This window comes from Acinetobacter sp. V89_7, assembly GCF_029967895.1.
GTDB lineage: Bacteria > Pseudomonadota > Gammaproteobacteria > Pseudomonadales > Moraxellaceae > Acinetobacter > Acinetobacter soli.
The window spans coordinates 160,396-182,316 of sequence record NZ_JASCAJ010000032.1 but is presented as its reverse complement, the minus strand read 5'-3'; the positions used below and the strand labels follow the sequence as shown (position 1 = coordinate 182,316).

Genomic DNA, 21,921 nt, shown 5'->3' with positions numbered 1-21,921 from the left:
TACCCTTTTCTGTGCAGCAGGTAATTTAGGTAGAGCCTGCGCTGTATTTGGGTTCGACCAAATAAAAAAGCCGGTCAAATGACCGGCCTTTTGATCAATGCTGCAATCAAGCAGCTTTGTATTCAATTAAAATACGCAACATGCGGCGTAGCGGCTCGGCAGCACCCCAAAGCAACTGATCGCCCACAGTGAAAGCACCGAGATACTCTTTGCCCATATTAAGTTTACGTAAACGACCCACTGGAACAGTCAGCGTACCTGTCACTGCCACTGGTGTCAGGTCAGTCATTGACGCTTCACGTGTGTTTGGCACTACTTTTGCCCATGGGTTAGATTGACGAATCATATCTTCGATTTCATCAAGCGGCACATCTTTTCTGAGCTTGATGGTCAATGCTTGCGAGTGGCAACGCATGGCACCAATACGAACACAGTGACCGTCAATCGGAACGATTTGTGCATTTCCTAAAATTTTGTTGGTTTCAGCTTGGCCTTTCCACTCTTCTTTAGACTGACCGTTATCGAGCTGTTTGTCGATATACGGAATCAAAGAGCCTGCCAGTGGCACCCCAAAGTTGGCTTTCGGGAAGTCATCACCACGCTGTAACTGTGCAACACGGCTGTCGATGTCTAAAATCGCAGAGCGTGGGTCGTCCAGTAAATCTTTGGTGCTGTTGTACAGATAACCCATACCCGTCAACAGTTCACGCATATTCTGTGCGCCCGCACCAGATGCAGCCTGATAGGTCATCGCGCTCATCCATTCCACTAAATTGTGCTGGAACAATGAACCCAGACCCATCAACATGAGAGAGACGGTACAGTTACCACCCACAAAGGTTTTGGTGCCTTTACTCAAGCCGTCTTTGATCACATTGGCATTCACCGGATCAAGTACGATGATGGCGTCATCTGCCATACGTAAGGTAGATGCTGCATCGATCCAGTAACCGTTCCAGCCTTCAGCCTTCAGCTTTGGAAAAACCTCAGAGGTGTAATCGCCCCCTTGGCAGGTAATAATGACATCCATTTGCTTCAGACTAATAATGTCTGTCGCATCCATAAGTGCTGGGGCAGTTTTACCACCAAATGAAGGAGCTTCACCACCTGCATTACTGGTAGAAAAGTAAAATGGCTCAAAATGAGCAAAATCATTTTCTTCAACCATACGTTGCATAAGGACGGAACCAACCATCCCGCGCCAACCGACCAGACCTACTTTCATGTCACTTTGCCTCGGTGCGTTAAAAAATGTAAAAGAGGGGCTTGAGTGTATCAAAAGCGACCACAACTGCAAGTATTATCCAATTAAAACATACCCTTTATTGTGAATAAATTTATGAATGTGCTACATAGAGAGACGCGAGATAAAAATAAATTCAAAATGACAAGGTGGAACAAAACGTGATGCTTTTTTTGGAAGTTTGTGCGGTGCTGGTGATCTGGCTAACGTTTTGGTCATTGATCCCACGAGATGAGTGGTGGATTCGAGGCGCCGACTTTCCACGTCTGCAAATTTTGGCACTAGGTGCTGTGGTTTTATTGGCTTATGCGCTCTGGGATGCACCCTGGACGCTGCCACGTGAACTCATTTTAATTCTTCTGATTGCTGCAATTGCCTATCAGTTGAAAATGGTACTGCCGTATACTTTTTTATGGAAAAAGCAGGTATTACAGGTACCGTCAGAGCTACATAATCCGAGCCATCAGATTGCGCTATTAATTAGTAATGTTTTGACTCCAAACCGTCAGTATCATTTATTGATTGATCAGATTCGTAAGCTTAGGCCAGATGTGGTGCTTACGCTGGAAACCGATCAGACTTGGCAAAATGAACTGTCGGTAATTGAACCTGATTATCCGTACCGGGTTGCTGTTCCACTCGATAATTTATATGGCATGCATTTGTATAGCCGTTTTAAGTTAGAGCATACCGAAGTCAAATTTATTCTGAGTAAAGAAATTCCATCGATTCATACCACGGTGCGCCTGCCTTCAGGGCTTCCGATTGATCTGTACTGTCTGCACCCTAAACCGCCAAGTCCAACCGAAGCCAAAGATTCGACCTTGCGAGATGCCGAACTGTTGATTGTGGGCGATCAGGTTAAAGATCTAGATCAGAGCTGTATTGTCATGGGGGATTTAAATGATGTGGCATGGTCGCGAACCACTCGGTTGTTTCAGCGAATCAGTGGATTACTGGATCCACGGGTAGGGCGGCATTTTGTCAATACTTTTCATGCCGACTATCCGCTGTTACGATGGTCACTCGATCATGTTTTTCATAGCAATGATTTTGCACTGGTCAATATGCAGCGCTTAGCGCATGTGGGTTCGGATCATTTTCCTGTGTATGTGGTTTTACAAACTGATCGGCATTTTGAACAGCTTCAAGATGAACTTGAAGAAACTTCAGAGGATCATCAAGACGCGCAAGAGGCGATTCAGGAAGGGATTCAAAAGGCACGTGAAGGAGAACAGCTCAGTGCACAAGAAGCCAATCAGCTCTTGAAACCTTAGTAAATTGGATCCTGTTGTAGGAAAATGCTTACATTCATTGGCGAATGTAGCCAATAGGCAGCTGTCGTACATCGGGATACTATAACTTCATCGGCACACGGAACACGGGAACGGATCATCCCACTAAGGAAGACGACGCTGATTGGAATGCATCACGGACTTGATGCTGCGATGGACGCAACACAAAACAAGAAATGTCTCGAAAGCACAACCTCATTAACCCGAGTTTTACAGGATGTATAACTCGGGTTGTGTTTATCTGTATTATCCTTTTTCAATCCTATATTTTAATCAAAAAAACATTCTTAAATTTTACCTTTTGTTACAAAAGCAATACATTTATCAAATGTTCATGCTGTTTTTTCATGATCCCAAAATTTATAGGTTTGTGTTTAATTTGCGCAATTAGATACATGGATGACGAATTTACACACTGATTTTGGTTAAAAAAACTACTTAATTTGAATAAAAAAATTGCATAAATCCCCAATATGGTGCATTTTTAGCCCGGTTTTGATTGATAAATGATCATATGTTTTCTTTTTAAGTTTTTGAAAATATTAAATAAATTGCTTTTTTTATTATTTTAAACCCTGTTTTCATCAGTTAAGCCTTGTTTAATAATTAAATCTCAATAGAATGTTGCGATCATTTTATCGCTCACAGTCCGTAGAAACGACTTTATATGCCTAAATGCCATGATGATGATCGCTGAGTTTTTCTAAGATCTCATAAAAAGGAGTTTTACGAACGAACTATTTGTAGAGCAAATGGTTTTCTCCCGTTCTAATTTTGTGCTTGTCACGCATAAGGATTATCTTATGAAAAATTTTAAAATTAGCCTCGCATGGCAAATTTTAATTGCGTTGATCCTAGGGATTGTTGTTGGGGCTATTTTACATAATCAGCCTGAATATAAAGATTTCATGGTAAATAACGTTCTGAAACCGTTGGGTCAGATCTTTATTAGCCTGATCAAGATGATTGTAATTCCAATTGTGTTCTCTACTCTGATTTTGGGTATTGCAGGCGTTGGATCGACCAAAAGTCTGGGTCGTCTGGGTTTTAAAACCATTCTTTATTTTGAAATCATTACTACAATCGCGATTGTTGTTGGATTGATTGCAGCCAATATTTTTCAGCCTGGTGCTGGCGTAGATATGTCTCATTTGGTGAAAGCGGATATCACTCAATATCAGCACACCACGCAAGAAGTACAATCTCAGTCACATGGCCTGATCCAGACCATTTTGTCGATGATTCCAACCAATATCATCAACTCTATGGCACATGGTGAAATGCTGCCGGTGATTTTCTTTGCAGTGTTGTTTGGTATCGGTTTATCTTCATTACCAACCACCACCAAAGAGCCGTTATTGCATGTGTTTCATGCCGTATCTGAAACCATGTTCCGCGTGACTCACATCATCATGAAATATGCGCCAATTGGTGTGTTTGGCTTGATTGCAGTGACCGTTGCCAACTTTGGTTTTGCATCGCTGATCCCGCTCGGTAAGTTGGTGGTTTTGGTTTATGCCGCAATCTTGTTCTTTGCTTTTGTGGTGCTCGGCATTACTGCACGTATCTTCAAAATCAATATCTTGACCGTGATGCGTATCTTAAAAGATGAATTGATCTTGGCGTACTCTACTGCCAGCTCTGAAACCGTTTTACCGCGTATCATGCAAAAAATGGAAGCTTACGGCGCGCCAAAAGCGATCAGTAGTTTTGTGATTCCAACAGGCTATTCGTTTAACCTTGATGGTTCTACGCTTTACCAAAGTATTGCCGCGATCTTTATTGCGCAGCTTTATGGCATTGAGTTGTCGTTGATGCAGCAAATTATTTTGGTGATCACCTTAATGATTACCTCTAAAGGAATTGCAGGTGTTCCGGGCGTATCGTTTGTGGTGTTACTGGCAACACTGGGTAGTGTCGGTATTCCATTAGAAGGCTTGGCATTTATCGCAGGTGTTGACCGTATTATGGACATGGCACGTACGGCACTTAATGTCGTGGGTAACGCCTTGGCTGTACTGGTGATCAGTAAGTGGGAAAATGCCTACGATTTTGAAAAAGCAAAAGAATACGAAGCGACGTTGAACCAGCCGAAGGCTTAATCGACCTCCATTTAAAAAAACAGGAAGCAGATGCTTCCTGTTTTTTATTGGGTTTGTGTCAATTCACGATATAACGCGAGTGTCTGACCACACATTTCATCTAGACGAAAACGATCGACAGGTGCAATCACTTGGGGTTGATCCAGATGTCGTTTGATGGCGTCTGTCAGGGCAGTCCGATCATCTACTTCAATCAAGCCTTGCGGATATAGGCTCGATAAAATTTCAGCAACACCACCTCGCTTCCATCCCACAACGGGCGTACCCAAAGACAATGCTTCAAGAGCCGTTCGTCCAAAGGTTTCGGCCTGATTAGACAAAGACAGCACTAGATCGCTGATTGCAAGCCACTCACGAATTTCTGAGGTATGTCCGACAAAGGTGATCTTGTCACGTAATCCTCGATCACGAATGGTGGCTTCGAGTTCATCCAGATAGGCTTTTTTCTTTGGATCTGCACCACCGACCACAATGGCATGTACATCGGGATACTCGGCTTGTAGGTTTTCCATCAATTCAATCAGGGTTTCATGGCCTTTTAACCGAGTGATCCGTCCCGGCAAACAAATCAGAAACTTGTTTTCAAGTTGTGGAAACAAGGTGTATATCTGATTTATCCACTGTGCCGATGGCTGATAGCCGTGCGGAAATGCCTTTGGATCAATGCCACGATAAATCCGCACAATCCGCTCTGGTGGACACTGCGGATAATGCGTGGTGATGTAATCCACCACACTGTCGGAGACTGCAATCACTTTTTCGGCTTGCGTCATGATGGCGCTGTAGCGATTGATCGAATAGAAGCCATGCACGGTACTCATCAGATGAGGGCGGCTATGTGCTGGTATGCCGCGAAGTGCAAAATGGGTCAGCCATGCCGGAACCCGTGAGCGGACGTGTACAATATCGGGTTGCTCGGTTTGTATGAGTCGACGTAAAGGATGAATTTGCCAAAGACTGGACAATGATTTTTTATGAATAGGCAGGGTAAGATGCGTTGAGCCTTCAGCTTCAAGCTGCGCCACCAGCCGTCCTCCATTAGAGACCACCACGGACTGATGCCCTTCCTTAACCAGTGCGCGGGCAATTTCAAGTGTGCCGCGTTCTACACCACCACTATTGAGCTCTGGAAGAAGTTGCATCACTTTCATGAAAAGGTCTCATTGGCCGATTGGAATTAGTAGATTTTGTCATATCCATCTGGACGTGTTTTAAAGCGACGATGGAACCACATATATTGTGTCGGTGCAATACGTAGCTGATTTTCAATAATTTTGTTTACGCGCGTTGCATCGTCCACTTCATCTTCACTTGGAAGATGATCAATGGCAGGTTCAATTAAAACATGATATTTCGGATTTCGAATATCACCGTGACGATAAAAATACAAAGGCACAGCCGCCGCTTTGGCTATTTTTAATAAACGACGATGTGCCGTAACAGTCGCAGCAGGCACGCCAAAAAAAGGTGCCATTACGCCTTGTTTCAGACCAAAGTCCTGATCTGGACTATACCAAATGGCATCGCCATCTTTAAGTTTACGAATGAGGCCACGCATATCATCGTGATCAATCTGATGTTTATAAATGGTTGCGCGGCAGCGATAAATCAGCATATCGAGTAAGGGGTTGTTTTGCGGACGATAGACCACATCAGGTTCAAAATACTGTGCGCACAGATATCCACCCGCATCGAGTAGCGTACTATGTGTTCCCATCAACAACACGCCTTGTCCTCTCGCTTGGGCGTCGGTAATGTGTTCGAGTCCTTCAATGCTACAGCGCTGTATAAACCAGCCGGGGCAGTACCATGCATTCAGGGTTTCAAATACCCCCAGCATCATATCGATAAAAACCTGTCGTGCTTGCTGTTGTACTTCGGCCTCAGACCACTCGGGAAAACAGACTTCAAGGTTGCGAACAGTGGTTTTACGGCGTGATTTGAGATATTTAAATGCAAGATTGCCCAGTGCATGCGCCAGACGCCACTGAACTGCCCACGGTAAAATTGCCAGCAGCATCAAAAATACGATCCCGATCCAGACACCCCAATACTTTGGCAATAAGAAAGACCATTGAAATTGACCGGGAGTATAGGAGGATGATTGGCTCATACGTGTACAGTAAGTCGTCGCTTAAAAGAACGAGAAGTGTAACATGAAGTGATTTTTAACTGACAGTTGAGAGTTGGATGTATTCAAAATTGTCCTTAAGACGTGAAGCTTAAATTTTAAAAATGATAATTTTTGTAGGGAAAACTGTTTTAAACACATCTTTATTCTAAAGACGACCTATTTTGCAAAATAGGCCGTCTTGTTATCTATATAATTTTAATAACCTGCTGCAAGTCCATCACTACGCGGATCTGTTGCGGCACTAATCACACCTGTTTTTCGGTTAATTGCAATTGCACCTGCATGTCCCATTGTATCTGTGTAGTCATCTAGTATTTCAACGGGTTGCCCACGATCTTTAAGTGTTTTAGCGACATCGCTTGCAATACGTCCTTCAAGTTTTAAGGTATTAGATTCGGCACCCCAAGTTCGTCCATATAACCAGCGTGGTGCTGCTACAGCCTCTTGTACACTCATTCCATAATCAATGACTCGCGTGGCAATAGCAGCTTGAGTTTGAGGCTGTCCTTCACCGCCCATTGTGCCATAAATTAAAACAGGCTGGTTATTTTGATCGAGCATCATTGCTGCATTTAAGGTATGAAAAGTACGCTTTTTGGGCTCTAAATGATTGACATGCTTTGCATCAAGCGAGAAAAAGCTGCCCCGATTTTGTAAGAGTACGCCTGTACCCTTCGCTACAACGGCAGAGCCAAAATCGTGATAAATACTCTGAATTAAAGAAACAGCATTACCATCTTTATCAATTACACCCAGCCAAACTGTATCACCTTTGGGTTCAAGCGGTGGATTTTTGCCTGCGGCTTTGCTCATATCAATGCGTTGAGCTTGATCTTTACCATGTTGTTCTGAAAGTAAAAATTTGAGTGGAATTGGAGAAAATTTTGGATCGGTTAAATATTTATCCCGATCAATAAAGGCTTCTTTGGTGGCTTCAACCAATAGATGATAATAATCTGCTGAACCTTCAGGAATGGCACTGACATTAAAATTATTAAGAATATTCAAAATTTCTAAAGAGGCCATTCCTTGTGTATTGGGTGGTAAATTATAAGCGGTATATTGACGATATTTAACTGATAATGGATCGACCCAATCGGCAGTATGTTGCTTGAAGTCATTTAAGGTTAAGACTCCACCATTTGCCTGTAAATCTTGCACAATCGCTTTAGCAATTGAACCTTGGTAAAACTCTTTTGCACCTTTAGTCGCAATAATATTCAGTGTTTTGGCTAAATCGGGTTGTTTAAATACGTCACCTACCTGATAAGGTGAACCATCAGGTTTAAGATAAACTCGTTTAAACTCATCGAAGCGTTGTAAATTACGAGCAACAGTGTCTTTCGTATCTGTATTGATGGCTTCCCAACGTGCTAAAGAGGGCGTAACTGCAAAGCCTTGAGATGCATACATGATGGGTTTATTAAATAAATCTTTCCAAGCCAAACCTTTGTTGGTCATGGAGCTAGATGCATATTGATAGGCTTGATCCCATCCTGAGACGATTCCAGGCACGGTGTTAGCAGCTAAATAACCACGGCTTGGAATTTTGTCATAACCTTTGGATTTATAAAAATCGATAGTGACATTTTCTCCAGCACGACCGCTGGCATTTAAGGCACGTACCTGCTTTGTTTTGGCGTTATAAATGAGCCAGAAGTTATCCCCACCAATTGTATTCATCTGTGGATAAACGACTGCTAAAGTTGCAGCAGCAGAAATCGCAGCATCGACGGCATTACCGCCTTTTTGTAAAGTCTCGACAGCTGCTTGTGTTGCTAAATAGTTTGGGGTAGTAACTGCCGCATTGTTTAGCATGGGATTGAGGCAGGCTGATGCGGTATTGCAATACTTACTTGAAGATTGCTCTGCATATACTGTACTACTACTGATTACCGTCAAAAAAAGTGATGCAGAAAGAAGTGAGAGTCTAATCATTATACCGATTACCATAAAATATATTTATGGCAACAAATCAGCAATAAATATGCCATATTTACAATAATTTATTTTTATTGTTAGTGTTTTTAAGTTTTTATTAAGAATTTATCCTAATTGGTTTTTTTATTATTTTTTCATTAAGCATGAGTTAATAATTTATTGCTCATTTAACTAAATGCATTAAGTTCAAATAAATTACATTGTCCTTTTACATAGCGATATTTATTTGCGTTGCTCAAAAAGAATGCGTACAGCCAGTGCAGCTAACACTGTTCCTATCAACCATCTTTGTAACTGTGCCCAAATGGGTTTTTGCTGTAAAAAAAGTGCAATCGTTCCTGCCGAAAAAACAATAACAGCATTGACTGAAACACTCACGACAATCTGAATGAGACCCAATTGAATAGATTGAAATAGGATACTGCCATGTTGTGGATGAATAAATTGAGGTAATAATGAGAGATACATTATTGCAATTTTAGGGTTGAGCAAGTTGGTAATAAAACCCATGAGAAAAAGTTTAACTGGAGAATCATGTGATAAATTTTTGATATCAAATAATGGTGCTGCATTGGGCTTTAGGGCTTTCCATGCGAGCCACAGTAAATACAACGCACCTGCGATTCGAATGGTGTCGTAAGCATAAGGAACTGCAACGACCAGTGCTGTAATGCCGAGAGAAGCGCACAACATATAAAATACGAAACCTGCTGCAACACCTGCAAGCGAAATAAAGCCTGCTGTTTTCCCCTGACAAATTGAACGTGAAATTAGGTAGATCATGTTGGGGCCTGGTGTAAGTACCATCGCCAGACAAATAAGTACAAAAGCAATCACTTGAGAAGTTTCTAACATGCTTTATTCTCTAGTAGTCTTTATTTTTAAAATCGTTGTTTTAGTTATAGATTAAACATGATGGATCTGTAAATATTATTTTTAAAAATAAAAAAACCTCTCGATCTAAAAGCTAGATGAGAGGTTTGAAGATGATGATTAATTCCCTTTACTAAAACTTTCCAGTGCTTCCCAGCGCTCAAGTTTTTCAAGCAACAGCTCTTCAATCTCGGCCAGACGCTCACTGGCTGCTGTTGCTGCTACTGCATCTTTTACAAACCACGAACCATCTGCGAGTTGATCTGAGAGTTGCGTTTGCTCGGCTTCAAGTTTTTCAATTTCAACTGGAAGTTGTTCAAGTTCGCGCTGATCTTTAAAACTCAGTTTCACTTTTTTCTGCACGGGAGCGGTATTTGCTGCGGCTTTGGCTTGGGCTTTTTTCACATCTGCTTTTTGATCGACCACTGTCTGGTTCGGACGCTGCATTAAATAGTCCTGATAGCCGCCGACGTACTCTTCAATACCGCCTTTGCCATCAAAGACCCATGTTGAGGTCACGACATTGTCCATAAAGGCACGGTCGTGACTGATCAGCAGTAGGGTCCCTGTATAGTCTGCCAGCATCTCTTCGAGCAGTTCTAATGTCACCATGTCCAAATCGTTGGTTGGCTCGTCCATGACGATCAGGTTCGATGGTTTAAGCAGTAACTTGGCCAGTAAGACACGGTTACGTTCACCCCCAGATAATGCTTTAACCGGCGTACGCGCACGTTCTGGAGAAAATAGAAAATCTTGCAAATAACTGTAAATGTGTCGGCGCTGACCGTTTACATCGACAAAATCTGACCCTTCAGAGACATTGGCCATCACCGATTTTTCTAGTTCAAGTTGGTTACGCAACTGATCGAAATACGCGACTTCGAGTTGAGTGCCGGTTTTGACTGTCCCTTCATGCTCAAGCTCACCCAAAATGGCTTTGATCAATGTGGTTTTGCCTACGCCGTTATCACCGACCAATCCAATCCGGTCACCGCGCAGAACCACGGCAGAAAAGTCATGAATCAATGGCTTTGTATCATAACTCACGCTCAAGTGCTCAATATCAAACACCAATTTGCCCGAGCGCTGAGCATCCTGAACACCCATGGCGACTTTGCCTTGTTGGAAACGACGTGCCTTCGATTCTTCACGTAATGCCTTTAGCGCGCGAACACGGCCTTCGTTACGAGTACGACGTGCTTTAATACCCTGACGAATCCAAGCCTCTTCTTCGGCGAGTTTTTTCTCAAATAGCGCATTTTGCTTTTCTTCGGCTTCAAGTTGCTGTGCTTTTAGATCGAGGTAACGAGAATAGTTACCTTCATAGCTACGCAAAATACCACGGTCCAGCTCGACGATACGTGTGGCCAGACGATCGACAAACGAACGGTCATGCGAAATAAACAGTAAGGTCAGATTGTTTTGTTCAAGAAGAAACTTCTCAAGCCACTCAATACTTTCTACATCCAAATGGTTGGTCGGTTCGTCAAGGAGCAAGATGTCAGGTTGAGTCAGTAGGGTACGAGCCAGCAATACACGACGCTTACGACCGCCTGAAAGATCGGCCAGATCAGCATTTGGATCGAGTCCCATCTTGCCTAAAATGGTATTGACCTTGTTTTCAAGCGCCCAACCATCGAGCTGGTCAAGTTTGTGTTGTAAGTGGCCCATCTGGTCACAGGCGTCCATATCACCCAGCACACAGGCATCACTGGCTTCATGATAGGCTTTGAGTACCACCGCCGCTTCGCCAGCCCCATCGGCTACAATGTCAGCCACTTTACCTGAATCCATCGGTACATCTTGCGCCAGCATAGAAACAGTTAAGCCATTTTGAATGGAAACTTCACCACGGTCGGGCAAGAGACTTCCCTCAATGAGCTTAAGTAAAGTAGACTTACCCTCACCATTACGACCAATCAAACACACTCGTTCGCCACGTTCGAGTACGAAGTTCGCGCCGTCGAGGAGGGCAGGTCCACCAAATGCAAGTTGGACATCCCTTAAAGTAATATAGGCCATAATGTTTTCCAGAATCCCAAATGAGGAGAGTTAAATGACTAAACCAACAGAGTCTGATGATCATGCGTCATTTTCCGCACCCATTGAAGATTTGCAAGTCCGAATTGCATTTTTAGATGAATTAGTTGAGCAATTAAATACACAGTTGGCTTTACAGTCACTTGAAATTGCTGATTTGAAAAAACAAATGCAAATTTTATATCAGCGTGTCGACGCCTCCGATTTATCCGAAGGTATTGCGCCTTTCGATCCGATGACCAATAAGCCGCCACATTATTAAGTTTAACCTGACACCTTTTGCCCCAAAGTGATCTGAAATGAAAAGTATTCTGCTCATCGATCTGGAAAAGACCTCCATTCAGATCGACCTTTTGCGTTCATATATTGAAAATGATCAGCTGATTTATGTGTTTAATTTACGTGACAAACTCACCTGTAATTTGCAGGCGCTCACGGAGTTAGCGAGTTGGGTCAGCAGTGGGCAACTGGTGGTACTCGACACACCAACACATACGGCTAAATCTTCGGCCTATGCCTTGCTTGCAGGACAGTTGCTGGCACTTTTAGATCCGGAAGCATCGATAGAGCTCCAGTCGAAGCATTCAGCCGCAAATGAACTGGCGGAGTTGCTGCGCGCAGCGGGCAAAACGGTTGTTACACAAGATACTGCGCGCCTAGAGACGAACAGCAGTGCGATGCCGGCTGCACATACTGTGGCCGAACAACCGGCTTTATTACAAATCAAGCGCTACTGTGATGCAATTGGTCAAGCTCCCGATCGTTTACCCTTGACCATGGACGCCCTTAAAAATTCGATTGCCAATATCTTAAAACTCAGTGCAGATCAGGTGCCGCAAGTTCTGGCGCTGCTGGTGAGTTTAAAATTGATTAAACGCGATCAAGGGCAAGTGCGCTTTCGTAAAAAGATGCTAAAACAATGGATAGCACTTGAACTTGCGTCTAGCACAAAGACTCAGCCGCCCGCGGTACAGCCGAAGAAAAGCCAGGCCCATAGCGCGATGCCACAAGTGGTGGTGGGGGATGTCGATACCATCATGCAGTTTTTAAAAGAACAGCAGGCGCCAGCCGAAGGGCCTTTTCCGCCGTCTTTAGATGAGTTGCAATGGCAGGCGTTACAAAAACTCCATGAACTTAAACTGGCACGGCCCAAAGATATTTTCAGCTTACGCGATATGTTGCAAGACTGGTTTCCTAAAGCCAATATTCACCATCTTTTGAAAGGTTTAATGGATAAGGGATACATTCAGTTAGATGATGATCAGCTACATTATACAGCCCAGACATTTATTCACTGAACGCATTCGTTTTACAGGCCATTGCGCCAGCTTAAGATGCTTTGCATGAAAAACTTGCGTTTTATGTTGCGCTTATGCAACTCTAATAAAAGAGTAGAACAGGGTTAACTATGGAACATTTAGGATTATGGGTTGCGATTATTATCGTGGTCTTTGTATTGGGCTCAATTTTTGGCTTGCGCGTCAGTCCGCGCGAAAAAGCGTTAGGATTGATGCGTGACAAAGCGCGTAAGATCGGACTGCATCCACGTCTTGTTCCAGCCCCTGAGTGGACAAAAATTCCGATGGCCTCTGAAAACCGTGCCAGTATGGTCGCCTACTATAGTGTACTGATTCCAGAAGCGCGTTTAGCTCTAATGCGTGCGCGTGTGGTGGACAATCAGCTCAATGTCGTGGCTGGGGATACTAAATTTAATCATTCCACCATTGCATTAAAAGGGATTTATGCTATTGATATGCAGGCAAACTGTGTCGGCGTGTACTGGGATGAAGAATCCGATCTAAAAGCAACACAACTTGACGAGATGAAAGCGTATTTACTTAAGCTCGCCGAAGTCTAAACATTATTAATTCACAGGAAAAACAGTTTATTATGGCGAATGCCCCTCGATCCGCAAGCAAAAAGAGCACTTCAGCATCTTCAGAGTCTGCTGCGAATAAACGTGCCTTAGTGATTGTGGAGTCGCCTGCTAAAGCGAAAACCATCAACAAGTATTTAGGCTCTCAGTACATTGTAAAGTCTTCGGTCGGCCATGTGCGAGATTTGCCGACAGGTGGTTCAGCCAAATCAAGTGAAAAAAAGCCAGTCAGCCGAGCCAAACTCAGCGCTGAAGAAAAAGAGAAAAAAGCTCAAACGGCCTTGATTAATCGTATGGGAGTAGATCCCGAGCACGGTTGGACGGCGCAATATGAAGTCTTGCCAGGCAAAGAAAATGTCGTGGCCGAGCTGAAAAAACTTGCTTCGCAAGTCGATGAAGTTTATCTCGCAACGGATTTGGACCGTGAGGGAGAGGCGATTGCATGGCATTTAAAAGAAGTGATCGGTGGCGACGAGAGTCGTTATCAGCGCGTGGTGTTTAACGAAATCACCAAAAATGCCATTCAGGAAGCATTTAAGCATCCCGCACGGCTTGATACCAATAAAGTCAATGCTCAGCAAGCGCGTCGCTTCCTAGATCGCGTGGTTGGCTTCATGATTTCGCCCTTACTGTGGGAAAAAATTGCACGTGGCTTATCTGCCGGACGCGTGCAGTCGGTCGCGGTTAAGCTGGTGGTTGAGCGTGAGCGTGAAATTCGTGCTTTTATTCCCGAAGAATACTGGCAGATTTTTGCCGATACGCTATCTAAAAAAGATCAAATTCGCTTAGAAGCCGTTAAACAAGCAGGTAAAACGCTGAAGCTGCGTAACAAAGCAGATACCGATGCTGTTTTGAAACTGCTTCAAGATGCCGAATATAAAGTTGCACAGCGCGAAGACAAACCCACCAAGGTCAATCCAAGCGCACCGTATATCACCTCGACCTTGCAGCAGGCTGCCAGCACACGTTTGGGCTTTTCAGTGAAAAAGACCATGATGATGGCACAGCGCTTATATGAGGCTGGTTTTATTACCTATATGCGTACCGACTCGACTTTTTTAAGTGATGATGCGGTGAATATGGTACGCGAGCATATTCAGCAACAGTTTGGCGACAAATATGTTCCTGCTCAACCAAACCGCTATGGCAACAAAGCTGGTGCACAAGAGGCGCACGAAGCCATTCGCCCATCCAATGTGGCACTGACAGGTGACCAACTTACAGGAATGGAACGTGATGCGCAGCGACTTTATGATCTGATCTGGCGTCAGTTCGTGGCATGCCAAATGACGCCTGCTGAATATCTGTCATCGACGCTTACAGTCGATGCCAATAATATTGAATTACGTGCCAAAGGCCGTACCTTGGTGTTTGACGGCTTTACCCGTGTTCGTGGTGCCAACAAATCCGACGACGACGTGTTACTGCCTGCGGTAAAAGTTGGCGAAACACTCAAACTTGAAAAACTCGATCCAAGTCAGCACTTTACCAAACCGCCTGCGCGTTTTACCGAAGCCTCTTTAGTTAAAGAACTGGAAAAACGTGGGATTGGTCGTCCATCGACCTATGCGGCGATTATCTCGACCATTCAGGATCGAGGCTATGTCAAGCTGGAAAATCGTCGTTTATTTGCCGAGAAAATGGGCGAGATTGTGACGGACCGACTCGACGAGAGCTTTAACAACCTGATGAATTATGCGTTTACCGCAGATTTAGAAGGTCAGCTTGATAAAGTCGCGACAGGCGAACGCAACTGGAAAGAATTGCTCGACAGTTTTTATGGTGATTTCAAAAATCGTTTGAATACTGCTGCCAGCAATGATGGCATGCGTCGTAATCAGCCGATTGAAGTGCCAGATGTGGCCTGCCAATTGTGCGGTCGACCAATGCAGATTCGTACGGGCACCACAGGCGTGTTTTTAGGATGTTCTGGTTATAACCTGCCACCAAAAGAACGTTGCAAAGGTACCCTGAACTTAACCCCTGTGGAATCGTTGGCTGCATTTTCCGACGATGATGCTGCTGAAACAGCAGATTTGATGGCCAAACATCGCTGTGCAAAATGTGGCACCGCGATGGATAGCTACGTGATCGATGGTGGCCGTAAGCTGCACGTATGTGGCAACAACCCAGATTGTGACGGCTACGAAGTCGAAGAAGGCGAGTTTAAAATCAAGGGTTATGACGGCCCGACCATCCCATGCGATAAATGTGATGGTGAAATGCAGCTCAAGACGGGACGTTTTGGACCATACTTTGCCTGCACCAGCTGTGACAATACCCGTAAAGTATTGAAAAGTGGTCAACCTGCACCTCCGCGTGTAGATCCGATCAAGATGGAGCACTTGCGCTCGACCAAGCATGATGATTATTTTGTCTTGCGTGATGGTGCTGCGGGCTTATTTTTGGCAGCCAGCAAGTTTCCAAAAATTCGTGAAACGCGAGCGCCAAAAGTGGCTGAGCTGCGCACGGTGGCCGAGCAACTCGATCCAAAGTATCAATATCTTTTGGATGCGCCCGATGCAGACCCAGAAGGTAATCCGACACTGATTAAATTCAGCCGAAAAAATCAGGCCCAGTACATCGGATCTGAAACACCAGAAGGTAAACAGACCAAATGGAGTCTGGTGTTTGAAAAGGGCAAGTGGATCGAAGCCTAAGTGCAATAAAAAATGCGAGCAAACAGCTCGCATTTTTTTGTTGTGTAGTTTTGCAAGCGGTGCGAGCCACAGATGAAAACAAGCCCCCATGCGCAGGTGGAGTAGAGTCTGCTACACTAAGGCATATTTTTGAATTGATCGATGTGCTATGAGTTTTGACCAATTAATGGGCGAGTTAAATCCGCAGCAACACGCGGCTGCAACGACTCAGGCCCAGCATTGTCTTGTGCTAGCAGGAGCAGGCTGTGGTAAAACCAAAACCATCGTGGCACGTGCAGCTTATCTCATTGAGCAAGGGGTTCCTGCCAATCAAATTCAAATTTTAACTTTTACCCGTCGTTCAGCCAGTGAAATTGTGGCGCGGGTCGAGTTGGCTTTGGGGGAGCAAGCCAAAGGACTCCGCGCATCGACTTTTCATACGTTTTGTATGTACCTGCTGCGCCGTGTACCGCAAGCCTTTGGTTTAGAACAATTCTCGATTATTGATCGGGATGATCAACTGATGATGTTCCGTCTGATTCGCGGTAAAGATGACAAGAAGAATCCAAATCAACTTCCAAAGCCACAAGAGCTATGTGATTTGTATTCTTTTGCGCGTAATACCCGCCAGAAATTGAGTGATGCTTTAGAGAAACAACATCCTGAATATTTGGCATTTAAGGATCAAATTGCCAAGATCATGCAAGAGTATGAGACACGCAAGCGTGCACGTAGCTTTCTGGACTATGATGATATTTTGGCGATTGTGGCTTCAGCACTCGATCAATCTGAAGGCTTGGTTGATTATGTCGCATCGATTTGTAAGCATATGCTGGTGGATGAGATGCAGGACACCAATCCCTTACAGTGGGCATTGCTTGAACCTTTAAAGGATAAAGTCAGCCTGTTTTGCGTTGGTGATGATGCACAGTCCATCTACGGCTTCCGCGGTGCCGATTTTGAAAATATCCACCATTTTAAGGAGCGTGTTCCAGATGCAGTGGTGTATAAACTGGAAAAGAACTATCGCTCCACCCAAGAAATTTTAGACCTTTCGAATTGGTTACTCGATCAATCGGAGATTCAATATGACAAGCGTCTTGATGCCTATCGAGGTGAGGGAGTTAAGCCGCGCATGCATATTTTCCCGAATGAGTTTGATGAAGCCAAATGGATCGCAATTGATATTAAAGAGCGTCATTATTTGCAGGGGCATAACTGGTCGGATCATATGGTCTTGGTCCGTTCTAGCTTTGCTGCGCGGCATATTGAAGCGGCATGTATTGCAGCCAATGTCCCGTATCGGTTTATTGGAGGGATGAAACTGCTTGAAACAGCCCATGTGAAAGATTTACTCAGTTTATTACGTGTGATTGCCAATCCTTTGGATGATATTGCGTGGATGCGCTTTCTTACCCTATGGAATGGGGTGGGCGATGTGGGGGCAAGTCGTCTGGCACAGCAGTTGTTACTTCAACCTGAATTCGAACTAATTTTTAATCAATTAGAACAATTTGGACGTATTCCTGTTGAAACCTTATTGATGATGAAACAGATGATGGTGCTGAAGCAGGAAGTACAAGCGTGTGTTGGTTTGGGTATTCAAGCAATTGAAGCACAATTGGCCGAGAACTATAAAAAAGACTGGAACCGTCGCCAAGGTGACTTTGAGTTGGTTAAACAATTGGCTTCCAAACATGGACAATTAAGCGAATTTCTTGAGGAATATGTACTTGACCCTGTTTCTATTTCTGAAATTGAACGTCAGTCGGATACAGATGTAGTCACATTGATTACCATTCACTCTGCTAAAGGTACGGAGCAGAAAGTGTGTTATGTCGCGAATGTGACGGCTGGTCAGTACCCACATGCGCGTGCTCAGGGTGATTTTGACGCGGTCGAGGAAGAGCGTCGGGTGCTCTATGTCGCGCTGACTCGTGCACAGAATGAACTGATTCTTACCAAGCAAAATCTGAATCTGTGGGCGCGAGATGTGGTGGATGAGCAAGGACGTAAAGTTGAAAGCTATTTCTTAAATGATCTCACCCGCAATCTGTGTACCTTGGAAACGCATCATAAACCCCGCCAGCAAACGGTAAAAAGTGCCTTAATGGAACGACAGTCGATTAATTTAGATTTTGGGATTAATCTCGATTAAACTAAGCGAATTACATTGTGGTAGTTGATGTGCAATGTTCAGAAAGTAGCGTAGGCGATTGCTTTTTGATGATTTTGCCTATTTTTGAAGGTTGTTAAATGAAAATTTTAGTTCGTAATTTAGAACGTACTGTCACAGAAGCTGAGTTACTGGAACTGTTCCAACAATATGGCATAGTAGAAACCTGCCAATTGATTTTAGATGCTGAAACAGGTAAATCTAAAGGCTTTGCTTTTGTGGAGATGCCACATGGTCGTGAAGCGGTGAAAGCCATTAAAGGTTTAAATACTTTGCGTTTACATGGGACAGGAATTCGTGTAAAGCAGGCTGAAGATAAGCCGCAGGCTTAAAGGAGAGGAGCAGCGTATGCTCCTTTTTTTATGGGAAAATCATGAGAAGAATTTATCCTGCTTTATCGATTGTTGCGCCATCGGGAAGCTATATTGCTGAAGGCATAAAAACCTTGGAAATACGTTCATGGCGCCCCAATGAGCTTCCTCTTAAAGATTTAGTTATTGTTGAAAATGCACATGATCTGAATCAGGATGGAGATGAGGAATTAGGTCGAGCGGTTGCATGGGTGGATATTTCATCTGTTCATGCTTGGCAGAAAAGTGAGATTGAAGCGGCTAAAGCAAGCTATTGGGAAGATGGCTATTGGGCTTGGGTCATTGAAAATATTAGGCCCATTCATCCTCCTGTGGATATACCAGCTCGAAGAAAGATTTATTGGATAGAGTTGGATGTGGTGTAATTTTTTATTGTGCATTGAATTCAATTAAGTTTAATCTTAGGCCTATAACACATGCCAAAAAATTAGGAAAATTGTATGTCCCGTGTTGCACGTTATCATGCCGACCGAACCAATCAAAAACTTTATTTTGCGCGTTTGGCGTGTCAGCAAGCCGAGCAGATTGAGCATGTTCAGCAAGCACAGGCATATCGTGAGGCAGCCGTCTTTCATTTGCACGGTGCAGTGCTGGCGTTTTTGCAAGAGCTGGTGCGTTATTATCGTTTAAACGACCTGCAACCGACGCTCAAATCGATTGAAGAGAAAATGGCAGAAAAGGGGCAGGTATCGCCTGAAGTCGCCGTGCTACAGCAAATTGCCAAAGATGGCTTTATTGCAGAGCTCAAGCGTGCTTATCGCATGTGTCAGTATGCACCTGAGCCGACTGAGCCAACACCTGAAGAAGAAACCTCTTCAAATTTGATTATTAAAGTCACGCAAGGGCCGCAATCGTGGCTACCCGATGTCAAAATACTCCGTGAATGGCACCGAGAACTGAGTCAGCTGATTGACGGTTTTCGTAATGAAATGGTTGAGTTTTAGTGCATCTTTCGATGGAGATGCTTGAAATTTTCAAGCAGAGCTCCTATATATAAATTCTACAGTTAGCAAAGTGCAGGTGCTCTTTGCCACCATGTTGAAGCATGGAGGGTTTATGTCGATACAACAGTTGAAAGAATTATTTGGTAACCAAGAAGCAATCTTAGAGTTGGTTCAACTTGAAGGTGGCGAATTGGCCTTGCGCAATGCGGGCTCTAATCAAGAGCCTTTGGTGAAGATCCAGTTTAACGATGAAGTCAAAGCACTTCTCGGCGATCAAACCGCGCTTGTTGCCCAGCACATGATTCAGGCAGCTTTGTTTGGTTTACTTGAAAAACAAGTGAACCAATGGCATGCAGAGGTCGTGGATGAGCAACCAGAATTTATGAGTTAAAAAAAAGCGTACTTTAAGTACGCTTTTTTTAGATTTGTTGTTTTTAATGCGTTACTGGTGCCTGATGTGCACGTTCAATTTGCCCCAAAATATGGGCACTCATGGTTTTGGCCATTTCTTCTTTGGCATAAAACACCAGTCCTACATTGTCTTTACGAATCACGTCGGCTTCTTCGTGACTTTCTGCACAGCAAAGCACTTCAATGCGTGGATTTAACTGCTTGGCAATATCTACAATCCGGTGAATATCAATAATATCCATTGGCGAGAGTACCAAAAGTCTGGCGTGCATAATATGTGCCTGAATCAGCACGCTAGGCTCAGTCGCTTCACCACTCACTGCAGCAATGCCTTTTTTACGTAAATCTTCGACAATTTCACGGTTTTCTTCTGCAATCACCACCTTAATCTCTTGTTGCATGAGGGTTTTGGTAATGCGTCGCCCAACCTCACCATAGCCGACCATCACCACTTGATCACGTAAATAGGTTTGATCAAGCTCATCGGGCAGCATCGCCAGCGGGTCACCACTACGTTCGAGTAAACGTGCCAGATGTGAGCGTTCTCTAATCCAGCGCTGGATTGGCTCAATAGCCGAGAAGATAAAAGAGTTTAAGGTGATTGAAAATAGCGCCCCTGCCAAAATCAGATTTTGCGCATCGAGCGTGAGTAGGCCTAAAGTCACACCCAATGTGGCCAAAATAAACGAGAATTCGCCAATTTGTGCCAGACTGGCACCGACAGTCAGTGCGGTATTGATCGGATAGCGAAAAAACAAAACCAGTGCCATGGCGGCCAGTGTTTTACCCACCATGATAATCGCCACAACTGCCAAAATTTGTAGCGGTTGCTCAAGCAAAATGCGTGGGTCGAATAGCATGCCCACAGACACAAAGAACAAAATCGAAAAAATTTCACGTAGGGGGAGCGTTTCTTCTTCGGCGCGGTGACTAAAATCGGATTCCTTCACCACCATGCCGGCGAAAAACGCTCCAAGTGCCATCGACACGCCAAAAACAGCGTAGGAGCCATAGGCGATCGAAACTGCCGCAGCCACCACGGTAAGGGTAAACAGCTCACGGGAACCCAGACGTGCCACAAACTGCATGATCATCGGCACTAAACGTTTGCCGATAATCAGCATAAAAGCGATAAATCCTGCAACTTTTAACAGGGTTAAGCCAATGGTCAGCCAGATATTGCTGCTCGTTGCACCGTGTGCCAGTTCTTTGCCGCCAAGCAGCACGGCCATGGCAGGAAGCAGTACCAGTACCAAGACCATCACCAGATCTTCAACCAAGAGCCAGCCGACGGCAATTTTGCCGTTGACCGAATCGAGCAGGCCGCGATCGCCAAGCGCTTTGAGTAAGACCACTGTACTGGCACACGACAGACTTAAACCAAAGACCAAGGCAGATCCGAAGCTCCAGTCCCACCACATGGCCACGCCAATACCGAGTAATGTGGCCACTGCAATCTGTAATATCGCACCGGGAAGCGCAATACGGCGTACCTGAAGTAAATCACTGAGGGAAAAGTGCATTCCCACGCCAAACATTAAAAACATCACCCCAAGCTCGGCCAATTGATTGGCGAGTTTCATATCGGCGACAATTCCTGGAGTATTGGGGCTAATTAAAATACCTGCAACCAAATAGCCAATGAGCGGAGGAAGGCGTAGACGTGCAGCGATATAGCCAAAAAATAAGGCCAAACCAAATCCGACTGCCAGTAAAATAATTAAATCTACGTCATGTGGCACTCAAGACTCCTTAAATATGGAATGTGTATGAATTAGCAAAAAAAATGCCAAATTTTTATATTGATAAATATTAACAAGCAGAACAAAAATAATGCAAAAAAAAACGACTTCATTTGAAGTCGTTTTTTTACAGA

Annotated in this window: 18 protein-coding genes; 11 read left to right on the top strand and 7 right to left on the bottom strand. The window is 44.2% G+C overall.

Going from position 1 to position 21,921, the window contains the following annotated elements:
• Window positions 1–106: 106 nt before the first annotated feature.
• Complete coding sequence (asd, locus tag QLG00_RS13580; RefSeq protein WP_278804375.1) at window positions 107–1,225, bottom strand: aspartate-semialdehyde dehydrogenase; 1,119 nt, start codon at window positions 1,223–1,225, stop codon at window positions 107–109.
• Between the two features lie 182 nt (window positions 1,226–1,407).
• On the opposite strand from asd, the gene QLG00_RS13575 reads away from it, so the two are divergent.
• Both QLG00_RS13575 and gltP read left to right on the top strand, forming a co-directional pair.
• Complete coding sequence (locus tag QLG00_RS13575) at window positions 1,408–2,520, top strand: endonuclease/exonuclease/phosphatase family protein (RefSeq protein ID WP_282471220.1); 1,113 nt, start codon at window positions 1,408–1,410, stop codon at window positions 2,518–2,520.
• An 821-nt stretch (window positions 2,521–3,341) separates the two neighbouring features.
• The gene (gltP, locus tag QLG00_RS13570) at window positions 3,342–4,640 is read left to right on the top strand and encodes a glutamate/aspartate:proton symporter GltP (RefSeq protein WP_004932722.1); all 1,299 of its coding nucleotides are present in this window, start codon (window positions 3,342–3,344) and stop codon (window positions 4,638–4,640) included.
• A 44-nt stretch (window positions 4,641–4,684) separates the two neighbouring features.
• Here gltP and QLG00_RS13565 read toward each other — a convergent pair whose 3' ends face one another.
• From QLG00_RS13565 to QLG00_RS13545, 5 genes are all read right to left on the bottom strand, one after another.
• A complete protein-coding gene (locus QLG00_RS13565) occupies window positions 4,685–5,791 on the bottom strand; it encodes a glycosyltransferase family 4 protein (protein ID WP_282471209.1) in 1,107 nt (368 codons plus the stop codon).
• A gap of 26 nt (window positions 5,792–5,817) precedes the next feature.
• Entirely contained in the window at window positions 5,818–6,753 is a 936-nt protein-coding gene (gene lpxL / locus QLG00_RS13560) for an LpxL/LpxP family Kdo(2)-lipid IV(A) lauroyl/palmitoleoyl acyltransferase (RefSeq protein ID WP_282471208.1), read from the bottom strand.
• Window positions 6,754–6,969: 216 nt separating this feature from the next.
• Window positions 6,970–8,712 (bottom strand): gamma-glutamyltransferase, encoded by a 1,743-nt coding sequence (gene ggt / locus QLG00_RS13555; protein WP_282471207.1) that lies wholly within the window; start codon window positions 8,710–8,712, stop codon window positions 6,970–6,972.
• Window positions 8,713–8,937: 225 nt separating this feature from the next.
• Window positions 8,938–9,570 carry a LysE family translocator gene (locus QLG00_RS13550; RefSeq protein ID WP_282471206.1) on the bottom strand — a complete coding sequence of 211 codons (633 nt, stop codon included), beginning with the start codon at window positions 9,568–9,570 and terminating at the stop codon, window positions 8,938–8,940.
• Between the two features lie 138 nt (window positions 9,571–9,708).
• The gene (locus QLG00_RS13545) at window positions 9,709–11,610 is read right to left on the bottom strand and encodes an ATP-binding cassette domain-containing protein (RefSeq protein ID WP_282471205.1); all 1,902 of its coding nucleotides are present in this window, start codon (window positions 11,608–11,610) and stop codon (window positions 9,709–9,711) included.
• Between the two features lie 34 nt (window positions 11,611–11,644).
• Between QLG00_RS13545 and QLG00_RS13540 the strand changes: the two genes are divergently transcribed.
• The 9 genes from QLG00_RS13540 (at window position 11,645) to QLG00_RS13500 (ending at window position 20,025) form a co-directional block, all read left to right on the top strand.
• A complete protein-coding gene (locus QLG00_RS13540) occupies window positions 11,645–11,890 on the top strand; it encodes a SlyX family protein (RefSeq protein WP_004932731.1) in 246 nt (81 codons plus the stop codon).
• 37 nt (window positions 11,891–11,927) lie between these two features.
• A complete protein-coding gene (locus QLG00_RS13535; RefSeq protein WP_282471204.1) occupies window positions 11,928–12,926 on the top strand; it encodes a hypothetical protein in 999 nt (332 codons plus the stop codon).
• A 110-nt stretch (window positions 12,927–13,036) separates the two neighbouring features.
• Window positions 13,037–13,486, top strand: coding sequence for a hypothetical protein (locus tag QLG00_RS13530; RefSeq protein WP_004943776.1), 450 nt, complete (start codon window positions 13,037–13,039; stop codon window positions 13,484–13,486).
• Window positions 13,487–13,518: 32 nt separating this feature from the next.
• Window positions 13,519–16,164: a type I DNA topoisomerase gene (gene topA, locus QLG00_RS13525; protein ID WP_111812446.1), complete on the top strand. Its 2,646-nt coding sequence runs from the start codon at window positions 13,519–13,521 to the stop codon at window positions 16,162–16,164.
• A 148-nt stretch (window positions 16,165–16,312) separates the two neighbouring features.
• Complete coding sequence (locus QLG00_RS13520; protein ID WP_282471203.1) at window positions 16,313–18,301, top strand: ATP-dependent helicase; 1,989 nt, start codon at window positions 16,313–16,315, stop codon at window positions 18,299–18,301.
• Window positions 18,302–18,399: 98 nt separating this feature from the next.
• The gene (locus QLG00_RS13515) at window positions 18,400–18,651 is read left to right on the top strand and encodes an RNA-binding protein (RefSeq protein ID WP_282471202.1); all 252 of its coding nucleotides are present in this window, start codon (window positions 18,400–18,402) and stop codon (window positions 18,649–18,651) included.
• Between the two features lie 41 nt (window positions 18,652–18,692).
• Entirely contained in the window at window positions 18,693–19,055 is a 363-nt protein-coding gene (locus QLG00_RS13510) for an ASCH domain-containing protein (RefSeq protein WP_282471201.1), read from the top strand.
• Window positions 19,056–19,130: 75 nt separating this feature from the next.
• A complete protein-coding gene (locus QLG00_RS13505; protein ID WP_004932752.1) occupies window positions 19,131–19,634 on the top strand; it encodes a DUF6586 family protein in 504 nt (167 codons plus the stop codon).
• 112 nt (window positions 19,635–19,746) lie between these two features.
• A complete protein-coding gene (locus tag QLG00_RS13500) occupies window positions 19,747–20,025 on the top strand; it encodes a hypothetical protein (RefSeq protein WP_004932755.1) in 279 nt (92 codons plus the stop codon).
• Between the two features lie 43 nt (window positions 20,026–20,068).
• On the opposite strand, the gene QLG00_RS13495 is transcribed toward QLG00_RS13500, so the two are convergent.
• Window positions 20,069–21,787 (bottom strand): cation:proton antiporter, encoded by a 1,719-nt coding sequence (locus QLG00_RS13495; RefSeq protein WP_151745859.1) that lies wholly within the window; start codon window positions 21,785–21,787, stop codon window positions 20,069–20,071.
• Window positions 21,788–21,921: the final 134 nt, after the last annotated feature.